This window comes from Nocardia sp. PLKS1-43 (genome assembly GCF_059510335.1).
The window spans coordinates 152,612-166,883 of sequence record NZ_JCAJZQ010000005.1; the positions used below are offsets into that span (position 1 = coordinate 152,612).

The following is a 14,272-nucleotide window of genomic DNA, read 5'->3' on the forward strand; positions in this document are numbered from 1 at the left end:
CAAACGATGAGTAGCGTCGGATCCATGAGCCACGATCACGCCCATCATCACAGCCGTCACGACCACGCCGACGAAGCCGCCCTCGCCGAGCTGCTCGATCTCGACGCGGCCGCGCTCCCCGATTACCTGCCCGAGGTCACCGCGCTGATCCGCGAACACCTCGACGACCGGCCGGTCCACCGCATCCTGGACATGGGCGCCGGCACGGGCAACGGCGCACTCGCCCTGACCCAGCGTTTTCCGGACGCCGAGGTGATCGCCGTCGACATCTCCGAGCACATGCTGAACCGCCTGCGCGACAAGGCGACCGCCCGCGGCGTCGCCGGACGCATCCGCACCCTGCGGGCCGATCTCGACGCCACATGGCCCGAGCTCGAACCCGTCGACGTGGCCTGGGCGGCGAATTCCCTGCATCACACGGCCGATCCGGATCGCGTGCTGGCCGACCTGTTCGGCACGATCCGTCCCGGCGGCCTGCTGGCGCTCGCGGAACTCAACTCGATGCCCCGATTCCTTTGCGCCGCAGGCGAACTCGCCGAACTCGAGGACCGCGCCCACGAGGCCCTGGCCGCCGAGACCGCCGATCACGTCCCGCATCTCGGTTCGGACTGGGCGACGCTGCTCACCAAGACCGGCTTCGAGATCGAGACCGAGCGTCGCATCCTCATCTCACACACTCCCCCGCTCACCACCGACGCGGCCCGCCTGGCGCACAGCACCCTCCAGCGCATGCGCACCGGCCTCACCGACCGCCTGACTCCGCAGGACGCGACCGCTCTGGACACCCTCCTCGCGGACGGCCCCGACGCGTTCGCTCGTCGCACCGACCTCACCGTCCGCGACGAACGTCCGGTCTGGATCGCCCGCCGCCCCTGATCGCCATTTCCGGAGGTCCCGTCCGAACCGGAGCAGCCGCGGTGAGCGCCCGCCGATGCGGGCTTGGAGCATCACGACGATCGAGCCGCACACCGCGGATCGGCCGTCTTCGATGCTGAACCAGAGCTGCACGGGGCAGTCGAGTCCGGTGCAGATCGAGGCGTATCGGGACGCGTCGCCGGAGCTGTCGGTGAGCGCTCCGCCTCCCACGGGCCGGCGCCCGCGGGGCGTGCCGAACGACGAGACGAATCTCATTGCGAGGGACCGGGTTCGGCGAAGCCTCTGCCGAACCGGGCGACGAGGGCCAGGACGACGGCAAGGACCGGCAGAACCCACAGGGCCGCACCGAGCCCCACGATATCGGCGAGATGGCCGATCAGCGGTGGGCCCGAGACGAACCCGCACCAGCCCAGGGCCGCGACCGCGGCGATCGACGGTCCCGGGTTGGCGTCGGCGGCCACCCGGCCCGCGGCGCTGAAGGCGCTGGGCACCACCAGCCCCAATCCGAGTCCCATGCAAGCGAATCCGAGCAGAGCCACGACCGGCTGGCGCAGGATCAACGCCGCGCCCATACCGCAGGCGAAGATCACGGCCAACACCGGAAGCAGTGCGGTCGGGCGGAAGCGGCGTTGTAAACCCGTACCGCTCAACCGCATCGCCACCATCGCCAGCGCGAACGAGGCGTACCCCAGGCCCGCTGTCGCGGCGCTGGCGCCCAGTTCGTTGCGCAGATACGCCGCGGACCAGTCCGCCGCCGCACCCTCGCACAGCATCGAGGCGAACGCGACCGCGCCGAGCAGCACGATCACCGCCGACCATCGTCCGCGCCGCGAGGCCGGAGCCGATCGCGTCCCCGGGCCGCCGGAATCGCGAATGAGATTGCGCGACAACACTTCCACTGCCACGACGGCCAGGACGCCGAGCACCGCCAACTGGACGGTCAGACCGATGCCCAGGCCCACCGCACCCGAACCGATCAGCCCGCCGGCGAATCCGCCGACACTCCACATGCCGTGCAGCCGGGACATGATCGGACGGCCCGCCGCCTTCTCGACGGTCACCGCCTGGGTGTTCATCGCGACGTCGACCATGCCCTGCATCAACCCCCAGAAGTACAGCGCGACGAACAGCAGGATCGGCGAATTCGCCAGTCCCACACCGATACCCGAGACCGCGTAGCCCGCGATCGCGATGCGGATCACACGCGGGCTGCCCAGTCGCGGCAGCAACCATCCGCACAACGCCATCGCGGAGACCGACCCGATCGGCAGGCCCAGCAGCGCGGTCCCCAGGGTGCCGTCGCTGAGGCCCAGTGCCGCCTCGACGCCCGGAATATGCGCCGTCCACGAGGCGAACAGGACCGCCTGCACGAAGAAGGTGACGCCGACCGCGAGCCGCGCGGGGCCGGACCGTTTCGATTCGCCGGAACGATACCGCGTTGTCCGGCAGGGTATTTCAGACACGGTGCACCTCGATTCCGTCCGCACGCAAGGCCGCGACCACGTCCTCGGGCGCGTCGACATCGGTGATCACCATGTCCACCGCCGTCGTCGGACAGACCACCGCCATCGCGGTACGGGCGAACTTACTCGAATCGACCATCGCGATGGTGCGCGCGGAGGCGTCCATCGCGGCTCGCTTGACCGCCGCATCCTGCAGGTCGTACGCCGTGACCCCACGACGCGGATCGAATCCGCAGCAGGTCAGCAACATGGTGTCCAGCCGCAACTGGGCGAGGGCCCGCTCGGCCATCGGGCCGACCAGCGAGGACTCGCCCGGCCGCACCGTCCCGCCGGGCAGCAGCAGCGAGATCTCGGGCGCGGCGGCGAGCACGCCGAGACCGGCCAGGGCGAGCGGCACCACCGTCAGCCGCCGCTCGGCCAGATAGCGCGCGGCCACCGAACCCGTTGTGCCACCGTCGAGTACGACCGATTCACCGTCGCAGACGCGGGCCACGGCCGCCGCCGCGATACGCGCCTTGGCCTCGGCGCGCTCGAGCTCGCGCATCGCGAACGGCAGCCCCTCCCCGCGCAGCATGGCACTGACCGCACCGCCGCGTACCCGCCGCAACACCCCGGCCTGCTCGAGTTCGGCCAGATCACGCCGGATCGTCACCTCGGACGCGCCCAGCGCTCGGGACAGGTCGGCCACGCTCACCGATTCCGCCGACCGGAGCGCCCGCACGATCTGCGCCTGCCTGGTCTCGCCGTATGTCATCGCTCGAACGTACAGCATTTCTGATCATTCGAAAGTAAAAACTGATCGAAACGATCGGAAACGCCGTTCCGCGACTTTTTACTCACGCTGATCGTGGCCGCTGGCAATCGCGATGCGAAGGCGGAGAATTCGAGGGCTGGTTCACCGGACGCACCACCGCGTCCGGGCTGTCCGCACGACGACGGGAGGTTGGGTGACCACGTCACTGCCTGTGAAACTCAAGCACGCCAAGGATATTCATCCCGGTATCGACTTACCCTCGATGCACGCGGCGGTGCGAGCCGAACGCACACTGTGGTCCCCCGCCGAGTTACATGATCTGACCAGTACCGTGGCCGCCGAATTCGGCGCGCAACTACGGGAGATCGTGCGTTTCGACCCCGAACAGCGCTGGTGGACCAGGTTGGCCCTGACCATGGGCGTCGAGGTGTGGCTGCTGTCCTGGACGCCCGGCCAGGGCACCGAACCGCACGATCACGGCGGCGCGTCCGGCGCGTTCACCATCACCCTGGGCGAACTCGACGAGGAGTACCGGCACAGCGGGGGCCCGGTGCGCGCGGCGCAGTGGCGCGCCGGTGACACCGTCGCCTTCGGTCCCGGTCGCGCCCATCAACTGGGCAACAACGGCACCGGCCCGGCCGCGACGGTCCACGCCTACTCCCCGCCGCTGCGCCCGGTGCGCGAATACCGCGCACTCACCGACTTCGCGGGTGTGGAACAGTCGCGATAGCCGAGCAGGAGGTATCGCGATGAGTATCGAGGACAGGCTCGCCCGCGCCCGGGCCGGATTGGATCGGGTCGGCCCCGAACGCGCGGCGGCGCTGCAACGCGAGGGCGCGCTGGTCGTCGATATCCGACCGCACGCGAATCGCTTGGCGGAGGGCGAGATTCCGGATGCTGTCGTGGTGGAACGCATCGTGCTGGAATGGCGGCTGGATCCGAGCGGCGAGCATCGGCTGCCGGATCTGACCGCCGACACCCCGGTGGTGATCGTCTGCAACGAGGGCTACGCCTCGAGTCTGGCCGCCGCCGAGGCCCGGGAGCTCGGACTGCGCCGGGCGACCGATCTCGTCGGCGGTTTCCGGGCCTGGAAATCGTCCGGTTTGCCGGTGGTTGCTGGAGGATCGCCAGCAGTTCCGTAAGGCGCGTGTCTAGGCGCGGGCGGCGGCCAGGAAGGCCCTGATCAGCTCGGGTGATTTGACGCCCCGCTCGCTCTCGACGCCACTCGAGACGTCCACTCCCCACGCCCCGGTCGCCTCGACCGCCGCGCGCACGCTGTCCGGGCGCAGGCCACCGGCCAGCAGCCAGCGCCCGGCGGGCGCGGCGAATTCGGGCGCGCCCCAGTTCCACGCCTTGCCCGAGCCGGGGTCCGGTGCGTCCAGCAGCAACAGGTCCTCGCCGAATTCTCCGGCGCGAAGCGTCCGCTGCCCGGCCGCGACCGCACGAATCAGGGTGCGTCCGGGCAGACGCAACGTCTCGTAATATTCCGGCCCCTCGTCACCGTGCAGCTGGATCGCGCGGATGCCGCTGACTTCGGCCAGTCGGCGAACCTGCTCGACCGGCTGGCCGCGAAAGACGCCGACGGTCAGGACCTCGTCGGGCACCCGGGCGGCGAGCCGGTGCGCGGTCGGCCCGTCCACGGTCCGCGGACCGGCCGCGAAGACGAATCCGATCGCGTCGGCGCCGGCCGCTACCGCGACGTCCACGTCCCGCTCGGTTCGCAGCCCACAGATCTTGACGAAGAGATCGGCCATATCCGAAGTCAACCAGCACACCACCGGCACGCCCGCACCGGCCTGGCGCGCGGCCGGGTCCGCCGAGCCCGGCCCGGGACCCCGCCGGGCCGCGCGCCCGAAGGTTGCCAGGAGTTGTCCAATAGCCCGGCAAACGTAGTAGCGTGGTACCGGTATCGAGGGCAGGAGGCACCCGCGACGTGTGCGCCGCCCGCGATGCCGCAGCTGAGAAGTTTCGCTCCGATTCACCCCGGTGCTCGGCGGTGCCAGCACCGAGTTCTCGTATGTCCAGCGCCTGTTCGGTCCGACAAATCCACACCGATGTTCTGCCTCGTCACAGACTCACAGCACCGTAGCTGAGGAGGAAATACCGTGAGCAGCACCGTTTCCCCTGCCGATTCGACGGTTCGCGAACTGCCCGTTCCCGGTGGTCCACTGCATATCGTCATGGTCGCGCCGCCGTATTTCGACGTGCCACCGGCCGGTTACGGCGGCGTGGAGGCCGTGGTCGCCGAACTGAGCGACGCCCTGATCGATCGCGGGCACCGGGTGACCCTGCTCGGCGCCGGAAAGAACGGTACGAGAGCACGTTTCGTCCCGGTGTGGGAGTCCACGATTCCGCAGCTACTCGGCCAGGCGGGCCCGGAGGTGCACAACGCGCTCAAGGTCCGGCAGGCGATCGAGCGGATCGCGGCGGTCGATCACATCGATATCGTGCACGACCACACCTTCGCCGGGCCGCTCAACGCTCCCTTCTACACCGAGATGGGCATTCCGACGATCGTGACCGTGCACGGCCCGGTCGACGGCGATCCTGGCGAGTACTACCGCGCCCTGAACGACACCGCCCATCTGGTCGCCATCAGCGACCGGCAGCGCAGTCTGGCACCGGATCTGAACTGGATCGGGCGCGTCTACAACGCGGTGCGCCCGAGCGAATGGCCATTCCGCCAGGAGAAGAAGGACTACGCGCTGTTCCTGGGCCGCTACGCGGAGTACAAGGGTCCGCACCGGGCGCTGCGGGCCACGCACGCCGCGGGCCTGCGGCTGGTGCTCGCCGCGAAATGCAATGAGCCGGAAGAGAAAGCGTTCTTCGAATCGCAGGTGCGACCGCTGCTCACGGCGGACGACAGCGTCTTCGGCGAGGCCGACGCCGTCGCCAAACGACTGCTGCTGGCCTCGGCGCGCTGCCTGCTGTTCCCGATCGGCTGGGAGGAGCCCTTCGGCATGGTGATGATCGAGGCGATGGCTTGTGGCACACCGGTTGTCGCGCTGCGCGGCGGTGCGGTCGACGAGGTGGTCGAGGACGGCGTCACCGGCATCATCTGCGACGAGGAGGCCGAACTGCCCGAGGCGCTCGAGGCGGTGCGCGAGATCGATCCCGAGAAGTGCCGCCGCCGGGTCGAGGAGCATTTCTGCGTCGACGGGCTCAGCGCGGGGTACGAGTCGGCATATCTCGACGCTCTCGCCCCGCAACGCGCCGCGGCGCTGCTCGGCGGCGGTTCGGTGAGCGCCATGGTGCGGCCCTCGGCAGCCGCGCAGACCCGGGTGAGCAACGCATGAGCCCGGCGATCGCGACCTTCGCGGAGGTGACATCGTGAACGCGCCCCAGGTGTTCAATGCCGGACCGCCCGTCGGGCTGGGCGGCGGCCAGTCGACGATCACACTGGTCGAGGCGAATACGTTCTGTCTGTCCGACAATCTCGGCGATATCCATCCCGGCACCGCGCAGGGCCTGTTCTACCGGGACACCCGCACGATCTCGCGCTGGGAGCTGCGGGTGGAGGGAACCCACGCCGAACAGCTGACGGTGCTGACCCCCGAATCGTTCAAGGCGCGCTTCGTGATGCGTGTGCCGCCGCGAGCGGGCGTGGCCGACAGCACGCTGCTGATCGTGCGCAGCCGCCTGATCGGAGACGGGCTGAAAGAGACTGTGACAGTGCACAATCTCGGCCACGAGGACACCGCGCTGCGGCTGACTCTGCACGCCGAGGCGGATTTCGCCGACCTGTTCCTGGTCAAGGAGGGCCGCAACCATCACGGCAGCGCGGAGGTCACCGTCGCCGGTTCGGAACTGCACTTCACCGACCACACCGATCCAGGCCGCGGCCTGATCATCAGTGCCACAGGCGATCCCGTGGTGCTGCCGGGCGCGCTGAGCTGGCGTGTGGTGGTACCCGCACGCAACCAGTGGCGGGCCCAGGTGTTCGCCCAGCCGGTCGCCGGGCACCGCCGGGTGCAGATCTCCTGCGGTGAGGACGACAGCCCGATCACCCGGATGACCGCATGGCGGGCCACCGCAACGGATCTCACGGCCACCGACCCGCGCCTGACCTACATCCTGCGGCGCACCGAGAACGATCTGGGCGCGCTGCGGATCGACGAGGGCGGCGGACTGCCGACCTACGTCGCGGCCGGTGCGCCCTGGTTCATGACGTTGTTCGGCCGGGACAGCCTGCTCACCTCGTGGATGGCGCTGCCGCTGGATTCCGAACTGGCCGTGGGCACTTTGCGTCAGCTGGCGACGTTGCAGGGCACCACGGTCGATCCGATCACCGAGGAGGAACCCGGGCGCATCATGCACGAGATGCGGCGCGGGCCCGCCGGTGAGCGCGTGCTCGGCGGCAGCGTCTACTACGGATCTGTCGATGCCACACCGCTTTTCGTGATGCTGCTGGCCGAGTGCCGGCGTTGGGGCGCGGACGAGGCCGCGGTCGCCGAGCTGGTCCCGGCCGCCCGCGCGGCGCTGGACTGGCTGGAGCATTTCGGCGACTGCGATGACGACGGCCTGGTCGAATACCGCCGCAAAACCGATCGCGGACTGGTCAATCAGGGGTGGAAGGACAGCTTCGACTCGATCAGCGATGTCACCGGCCGGCTCGCCGAGCCGCCGATCGCGCTGTGCGAGGTACAGGGTTACACGTACGCCGCGCGGTTGGCCGGAGCGGAACTGGCGCGGGCGCGCGGCGACGAGCAGGCCGCGCTGCGCCTGGAGAGTCAGGCCGCGGAACTCAAGGAGCATTTCGACCGAGCCTTCTGGGTTCCCGAAAAGGGTTGGTACGCACTGGCTCTCGATCACCGCAAACGCCGGATCGACGCGCTGTCCAGCAATGTCGCGCACTGTCTGTGGACCGGCATCGTCTCCGACGAACGCGCCGAGCAGCTCGTCGAGCAGCTGGCCGATCCGGACATGGACAGCGGATTCGGATTGCGCACCCTGTCCGCCGCGATGGGCGCGTACAACCCGATGAGCTACCACAACGGCTCGATCTGGCCGCACGATACCGCCCTGGCGGTGGCCGGACTGATGCGCTACCGGCACATTCCCGGCGCGTGCGAACTGGCCGAGAACCTGGCGAAGGGGCTGCTCGACGCGGCGCTGCACTTCCACGGGCGGCTGCCGGAGCTGTTCTGCGGATTCGGCCGCGACCAGTTCCGCGCCCCGGTGCCGTACCCGACGTCGTGCTCACCGCAGGCCTGGGCCAGCGCCGCCCCGCTACTGCTGGTGCGGTCGTTCCTGGGCCTGTCCCCGGACGTGCCGAACCGGACGCTCGACCTCGCGCCTCGGCTGCCCGAGCGCTGGGGACAGCTGATGCTGACCGACCTGCGACTCGGCCCGATCACGGTCGGCATCGAGGCCGAGGGCGAGACCATGCGCGTGGAGGGGCTGCCCGGGGACTGGACGTTGAACGGGGAATGTTCCGCGCTGGCGGCCGAACTCGTTCCGGTCGACGTGTGACGTCCCGAACGAGGTTGCGCCTCAGTCCTTCTCGCTGATCTCCGCGAGCCGGTCCATCGAGCCGAGCAGTTTCTCCGAGGTGGTGGCACGGGCACGGACCTGGCGCTTCTCGTCGGTCAGCAGCGTCCAGTCGTAGGTGTGGGTCACCAGGGTGCGGCCCGGCCCGGCCGGTTCGAGTTCCCAACGCCACAGATGTCCCGGCGGCTCGCGGTCGGGTTCGGCGGGCCGCCAGGCGATGCGGCGGCCCTCCTCGAACTCCACCACATGGTTCTGCCGGATCTGGCCGATGGTGAGCCGCATGGTGAACACCTCCCCGACCGCGCGCACACGCTGCCCCTCGGGCGCGGAGGCGAGGTTGTCGTTACCGTCCCAGCGCGGTTGTTGCGCCGGATCCGCGATGAGTTCGAAGATCCGCGCGGCATCGGCCGCGATTTCGCGTCGGGCGGTGACGATTCGGGGATTGTCGACGTGCTCGGTCATGTTCCGATCGAACCACGCCGTCCGGGAGCGGGCGGGTTCAGGCCGCCCGGTCCTGCGTGGGGCCGGGCAGGCGCCTGTGCACCGGGCCGGGCACCCGGCACAGTTCCGCGCGCAGGGCGCGGTGTTCCGGGCACAGATACCGGGATCCGTGGCGGATGAACGCCGGATCCAGACGCTGGGCGAAGGTCAGATTCTCGCGGCGCCAGCAGTCGCCGCAGACGAGTTCGTTCATGACGGACCTCCTCGTTCCCCCTGCGTGCGGGGGTTGCACCCGAGTTCCCGGTCCGCATCCCGTTCAGTCCTCTGAACGCGAATATCGGCCGAACCGTTATGGACCTCACTCGCGTCGCCGTTCACGGGGCGATGAGCCGGCGCGCGGCGAGCATCGTGGCCGCCCGCAGTTCCCCGACGTCGGCGCGGTTGTCGTGCATCGCGTGCACCGCCGAGGTGCGGGCCAGATCGGTGAGCAGCGTGAGCAGCGTCAGCGGATGGAAGGTGTCGGTGATCAACCCCGCCGCCTGACCTCGCCGGATCTCGGCGAGCTTGGGCGCCACCGCATTTCGGATGGCCTCGTCGGCCGCGGGGATCACGGTGCGTTCGATGTCCGCCCACGCCTGGAGCCGGGCGTTGTCCGGATACCGCAGGTAGTGGTCGAACAGGCGGCCGATGTACGCGGGGACGTCCGCGGCGTCCAGCGCGGTTTCGGCGGTCGTCTCGGTCACCCACTGCGCGGTCACCGCCGCGTACAGCTCCTCCTTACCGGCGAAGTACGCGTACAGCCGGTCCTTGCTGGCATGGGCGGCCGCGGCGATCCGGTTGATCCGCGCCCCCGCGATCCCGTACCGGGCGAATTCGGCCTTGGCCGCGGCGAGGATCCGCTCCTTGGTGGCATGTCCGGCTGAGCGCATCCTGGAATCCTAGCTTGCCGAACCGTTTGGTTCGGGTGTAGATTTCCCGAACCAAACGGTTCGCCAAGAGTGGAGAGATGGGATGACCGAGACGATCCGACCCTGGCGCGAACTCGCGGCGCTGCCCGGCGGAGTCCTCAGCACGGAACTGGATCGGCTGTGGGCCGGACTCGAGACCGTGCGCGCCGAGGACATCCTGGGTGAATGGCGAGGCGCGGCCTTCCGCACCGGACATCCGCTGTGCCGGGCGCTGGACCACAGCCGCTGGTACGGCAAGACGTTCGTATCGCTGTTCGAGGCCAAACCACTGATCTGCCGGGCCGAGGACGGATCGCTGTTCTCCAATGTCGAACTCGGCGGCGGCGGTGAGGCATCGCTGTGGAACATCGAGTTCCGCGGCGAGGTCACCGCGACGATGGTCTACGACAAACGCCCGGTCTTCGACCACTTCAAGCGACTCGACGACAACGCGCTCATGGGCATCATGAACGGCCACCCCGATCTGGTGCTGGCCGACGGCGAGTACTTCTACTTCCTGCTCGAGCGCGCCTGATGCCCAGCACATCGGCCGCGATCTCCCGCGATCCCCGCGGGGAGTTCACCATCGAGCCGGTCGAGATCGACGATCCGCGCGGAGACGAGATTCTGGTGCGCATCGAGGCGGCCGGGATCTGTCACACCGATCTGGTGTCCCGCGCGGCGGGCGCGGCCGACCGGCCGGTGCTGCTCGGGCACGAGGGCGCCGGCGTCGTGGAGGCGGTCGGCGCGGACGTGCGGGAGGTGCGGCCGGGTGATCGAGTGGTACTGAGCTTCCGGCATTGCGGCGCGTGCCGGAACTGCCTGCTCGGCCGTCCGGCGTACTGCGCCCGCGCGACCGAGCTGAACCAGTTCGGCGACCGCCCGGACCGCACGCCGCGGGTGCGTATCGGCGGAATCGTCGTGCGCGACGGCTTCTTCGGGCAGTCCAGCTTCGCCGGATACGCCCTGACCACCGCGGACAACACCGTGGTCGTCCCGGCCGGAACCGATCCGGTGCTCGCCGCTCCCCTGGGCTGCGGATTCCAGACCGGCGCGGGCGCGGTGCTCAATGCCCTGCGGCCCGAACCGGGAGCCACACTCGTCGTCCACGGAGCCGGAGCCGTCGGCATGGCCGCGCTGCTGGCCGCCCAGTCGCTCCCGGACGTCGACGTCATCGTGGTCGAGCCATCCCTCGAACGCCGTTCCCTGGCAATGGAATTCGGCGCGACCGCAGCGCTCGATCCGGCCGGCGGCGATACCGTCGCGGCGATCTCGGATCTGACCGGAGGCGGCGCCACCCACGCGCTGGATACGACCGGACGTCCCGAGGTGCTCGCGAATGCCGTGGCTGCCTTGGCCATCGGCGGCGTCGCCGTGGTCGTCGGTCTCGGCGCTGGCGTCCCGCCGGTCGATCTGCGCGATATCGTGCTGTCCGGCAAGACGATTCGTGGTTGTCTCGAAGGTGACGCGGTGCCCCAGCGGTTCATTCCCGAACTGCTCGCGCTGCACGCCGCCGGGCGGCTGCCGCTGGACCGCCTGGTGCGCGGCTATCCGCACACCCGGATCAACGCGGCTCTGGCCGATCAGCGCGCGGGCCGCGTCGTCAAACCTGTACTGACCTGGTAAGGCCGGCCGGATATCGGCGGCTGTCCTCCGGAGCACCTGAGCCGGAGGACATTCCCGCAGTTGCCGGAAACTATTGCCCGCCGGTCGAACCGGCCTGCTGATCGCGGTAGGCCTCCGACAGCCGCAGCCAGACCTCGCTGATGGTCGGGAACGACGGAACCGCGTGCCACAGTCGGTCGATGGTGACCTCGCCCGCGATCGCGATCGTCGCCGAGTGCAGGAGTTCGGCGACACCGGCGCCGGCGAAGGTCGCGCCGAGGATCGTGCGGCGCTCGGGATCGATCAGAAGGCGCGCTCTGCCAACGTATTTCGGATCGTGCTGGACCGCACCCGCCACCTGGCCGATCTCGTAGTCGACCACATCCACCGTGCGGCCCTCGCGCTCGGCGTCCTGGCTGGTGAGCCCGACCGCGGTGATCTCCGGATCGGTGAAGACCACCTGCGGGACCGCCAGATGATCCGCGGTGCCGACGCTGCGGCCCCAGGTACCGGTGTCCAGCGCCGCCCCGCGCGCCCGATCCGCGATGACGCCGCCGGCGATCCGCGCCTGATATTTGCCCTGATGAGTAAGCAGCGCACGGTGATTCACGTCCCCGACGGCGTACAGCCAGTCACCTTCGACCGCCTCGACGGTGAACGTGTCGTCGGTAGCGAGCCACGTCCCGGGCTTCAAACCGATTGTGTCGAGCCCGATGTCGTCGGTGCGGGGTGCGCGGCCGGTCGCGAACAGCAGTTCGTCCGCGACGATCCGGCTGCCGTCGGAGAGCGTCACGTGGATCTCGCCGTCCGGACCGTCCGGGCGCTCGGCCGCGTCGATGCCCGAACCGAACCGCAGATCCACCCCCGCGGCCCGCAGCCGATCGGCGACCAGGTCCGAGGCGAAGGGTTCCATGCGGCCCAGCAGCGCGGAGCCGCGTGCGACGAGGGTGACCTGCGCGCCCAGCGCCTGCCAGGCGGTGGCCATCTCGACGGCGACCACGCCCGCACCGAGGATCACCAGGCGTCCCGGCACCTGTTGTGCACTGGTGGCCTCACGACTGGTCCAATAGCGCAGCGTGTCCAGATTCGACAGCGGCGGCAGGGACGCCCGGCTGCCGGTGCACACGGCCACCGCCTGCCGGGCGGTCAGCCGGACGGTCTCGCCCTCGGTGGTGGCGACGGTCACCTGCCGCGGCCCGGTGAACCTGCCGTGCCCGCGCAACAGCGTGATCCCAGCCGAGGCCACCCAGTCCGCCTGACCCTTGTCGTCCCAGTCGGCGACCATATAGTCGCGATGCCGCAGCACCGCCGCCGCATCGATCGGCCCGGTGACCGCCGAACTCACCCCCGGGAACCGCGACGCCTCCCCGTACAGCAGCACCGGCCGCAGCAGCGCCTTACTGGGTTCGCAAGCCCAGTACGAACATTCGCCGCCGACCAGTTCGGATTCGACGATGACGGTACTCAGCCCGGCGGCGGCGGTCCGGTCGGCGACGTTCTCACCGACCGGGCCCGCGCCCAGCACGATGACGTCGTAGGTCCGGGTGTTCTCGTCTGCCATGGATTACTTCCGATCGTGTCGTCGGCGACGATCAGTCCTGTGCCAGACGGACTCTCATCGCCGTGCGGTGTCCGAATATCCTGCGGCCTCCACTGGTCGCGTTCATCGCGATCACCGCGGTGCCGGTGTCCGGGTCCAGCGATCCGACGGTCCCGGTGAAAGTGATCGTCGCACCGCGCAACTGCTCGACGTAGACCGGGTTGGCGAACCGGACCGAGTACTCCTGCACCGCACTCGGATCGCGCAGCCAGGAGGTGATGTGGCCGGCGGCGAGGCCCATGGTCAGAACACCATGCGCGACAACGGTATCCAGCCCGACGAGGATGGCGAACTCCTCACTCCAGTGGATGGGATTGCCGTCGCCGGAGACACCGGCGTAGTTCACCAGATCGCCCCGGCTCAGGCGCACTGTGCGCGGAGGCAGCTCCTCACCAACCGATACCTCGCCGATCCGGCGGCCACGCGGTGCGGGCGGTTCGACGGCAACGAGCCGATTCCGGCCGGACCGGCGTGTTCGGTCAGGCGGCGTGGGGCGGTCCGGATACGCCCGGTCCGGCACCAAACCCGACATATGGTGCGCGACCAGGTCGCGGGCGGTGGCGGCCGGCGCGTCGGCGAAGTCGCCGCGAGAGCCCAGAAAGAGTGTGCTGTGCGCGGTGTGCACGAGTTCGTCGCGCTGATTCGACACCCGGGTCGCCAGCACCATCATGTCGCGGCCGCGTAACTGCCGTAACGAGTCCAGCGACACGTCACAGTTCAGCTGGTCACCCGCCACGATCGGGCGATGGAATCGCATGATCTGATCGGTCTGGATCAACTGACTCAGATCGTGTCCGACCGCAATCTGTTCGAGCAGCTTGCGCTGTGCGTGCATGCCCAGCGGCGAGACGAATGTCAGCGGTGCCAGCAATCCTCCTGATCCCGAAGCGAACTCGTCCTTCTCATCGTGATGCGCGGGATGGTAGTCCTGAACAGCCTTGGCGTATTCGCGGATCTTCTCCCTGCCGACCACGTAGTGATCCTCGGCGATGTAATGGCGGCCCACCATGGCCGTAGCATGTGCGGCCGGGTCCGGTGCGGGTGACTCCAGAGTCGCTAGATGCTCCACGCAGCTAACATACGGCAAATGGGACGA

At 69.3% G+C, this 14,272-nt stretch carries 15 protein-coding genes; 7 read left to right on the forward strand and 8 right to left on the reverse strand.

Annotated elements, in window-relative coordinates; translation table 11 throughout:
• Window positions 1-24 precede the first annotated feature (24 nt).
• Window positions 25-876, forward strand: coding sequence for a class I SAM-dependent methyltransferase (locus tag AC5WS7_RS20100; protein WP_495956079.1), 852 nt, complete (start codon window positions 25-27; stop codon window positions 874-876).
• Window positions 877-1,127: 251 nt separating this feature from the next.
• Here the strand turns inward: AC5WS7_RS20100 and AC5WS7_RS20105 are convergent, their stop codons facing one another.
• Both AC5WS7_RS20105 and AC5WS7_RS20110 read right to left on the reverse strand, forming a co-directional pair.
• On the reverse strand, window positions 1,128-2,339 hold the full coding sequence (locus tag AC5WS7_RS20105; protein WP_495956080.1) for an MFS transporter: 1,212 nt from the start codon (window positions 2,337-2,339) through the stop codon (window positions 1,128-1,130).
• On the reverse strand, window positions 2,332-3,093 hold the full coding sequence (locus AC5WS7_RS20110) for a DeoR/GlpR family DNA-binding transcription regulator (RefSeq protein ID WP_495956081.1): 762 nt from the start codon (window positions 3,091-3,093) through the stop codon (window positions 2,332-2,334). Before AC5WS7_RS20110 ends, AC5WS7_RS20105 begins: the two co-directional genes overlap by 8 nt.
• 193 nt (window positions 3,094-3,286) lie before the next feature.
• Here AC5WS7_RS20110 and AC5WS7_RS20115 point away from each other — a divergent pair, with 193 nt between their 5' ends.
• Window positions 3,287-3,823, forward strand: coding sequence for a cysteine dioxygenase (locus tag AC5WS7_RS20115; RefSeq protein WP_495956082.1), 537 nt, complete (start codon window positions 3,287-3,289; stop codon window positions 3,821-3,823).
• Between the two features lie 19 nt (window positions 3,824-3,842).
• Window positions 3,843-4,235: a rhodanese-like domain-containing protein gene (locus tag AC5WS7_RS20120; RefSeq protein ID WP_495956083.1), complete on the forward strand. Its 393-nt coding sequence runs from the start codon at window positions 3,843-3,845 to the stop codon at window positions 4,233-4,235.
• A 9-nt stretch (window positions 4,236-4,244) separates the two neighbouring features.
• Here the strand turns inward: AC5WS7_RS20120 and AC5WS7_RS20125 are convergent, their stop codons facing one another.
• Window positions 4,245-4,847 carry a phosphoribosylanthranilate isomerase gene (locus AC5WS7_RS20125; protein WP_495956084.1) on the reverse strand — a complete coding sequence of 201 codons (603 nt, stop codon included), beginning with the start codon at window positions 4,845-4,847 and terminating at the stop codon, window positions 4,245-4,247.
• Window positions 4,848-5,273: 426 nt separating this feature from the next.
• On the opposite strand from AC5WS7_RS20125, the gene AC5WS7_RS20130 reads away from it, so the two are divergent.
• Complete coding sequence (locus AC5WS7_RS20130) at window positions 5,274-6,389, forward strand: glycosyltransferase family 4 protein (protein ID WP_495956434.1); 1,116 nt, start codon at window positions 5,274-5,276, stop codon at window positions 6,387-6,389.
• A 34-nt stretch (window positions 6,390-6,423) separates the two neighbouring features.
• Entirely contained in the window at window positions 6,424-8,565 is a 2,142-nt protein-coding gene (locus AC5WS7_RS20135) for an amylo-alpha-1,6-glucosidase (RefSeq protein ID WP_495956085.1), read from the forward strand.
• 21 nt (window positions 8,566-8,586) lie between these two features.
• Here the strand turns inward: AC5WS7_RS20135 and AC5WS7_RS20140 are convergent, their stop codons facing one another.
• The 3 genes from AC5WS7_RS20140 to AC5WS7_RS20150 all read right to left on the reverse strand — a co-directional run bounded on the left by AC5WS7_RS20140 (window position 8,587) and on the right by AC5WS7_RS20150 (window position 9,953).
• A complete protein-coding gene (locus AC5WS7_RS20140) occupies window positions 8,587-9,045 on the reverse strand; it encodes an SRPBCC family protein (RefSeq protein ID WP_495956086.1) in 459 nt (152 codons plus the stop codon).
• A gap of 37 nt (window positions 9,046-9,082) precedes the next feature.
• Window positions 9,083-9,277 (reverse strand): hypothetical protein, encoded by a 195-nt coding sequence (locus AC5WS7_RS20145; protein WP_495956087.1) that lies wholly within the window; start codon window positions 9,275-9,277, stop codon window positions 9,083-9,085.
• Between the two features lie 121 nt (window positions 9,278-9,398).
• On the reverse strand, window positions 9,399-9,953 hold the full coding sequence (locus AC5WS7_RS20150; protein WP_495956088.1) for a TetR/AcrR family transcriptional regulator: 555 nt from the start codon (window positions 9,951-9,953) through the stop codon (window positions 9,399-9,401).
• 82 nt (window positions 9,954-10,035) lie between these two features.
• Here AC5WS7_RS20150 and AC5WS7_RS20155 point away from each other — a divergent pair, with 82 nt between their 5' ends.
• Both AC5WS7_RS20155 and AC5WS7_RS20160 read left to right on the forward strand, forming a co-directional pair.
• Window positions 10,036-10,506, forward strand: a complete 471-nt coding sequence (locus AC5WS7_RS20155) for a DUF4334 domain-containing protein (protein WP_495956089.1) — start codon at window positions 10,036-10,038, stop codon at window positions 10,504-10,506.
• Entirely contained in the window at window positions 10,506-11,597 is a 1,092-nt protein-coding gene (locus tag AC5WS7_RS20160; protein WP_495956090.1) for an NAD(P)-dependent alcohol dehydrogenase, read from the forward strand. The genes AC5WS7_RS20155 and AC5WS7_RS20160 overlap by 1 nt, the downstream gene beginning before the upstream one ends.
• Window positions 11,598-11,667: 70 nt before the next feature.
• On the opposite strand, the gene AC5WS7_RS20165 is transcribed toward AC5WS7_RS20160, so the two are convergent.
• Both AC5WS7_RS20165 and AC5WS7_RS20170 read right to left on the reverse strand, forming a co-directional pair.
• Window positions 11,668-13,137, reverse strand: coding sequence for a dihydrolipoyl dehydrogenase family protein (locus tag AC5WS7_RS20165; RefSeq protein WP_495956091.1), 1,470 nt, complete (start codon window positions 13,135-13,137; stop codon window positions 11,668-11,670).
• 31 nt (window positions 13,138-13,168) lie between these two features.
• Window positions 13,169-14,245, reverse strand: coding sequence for a fused (3R)-hydroxyacyl-ACP dehydratase subunits HadA/HadB (locus AC5WS7_RS20170; protein ID WP_495956092.1), 1,077 nt, complete (start codon window positions 14,243-14,245; stop codon window positions 13,169-13,171).
• Window positions 14,246-14,272 lie beyond the last annotated feature (27 nt).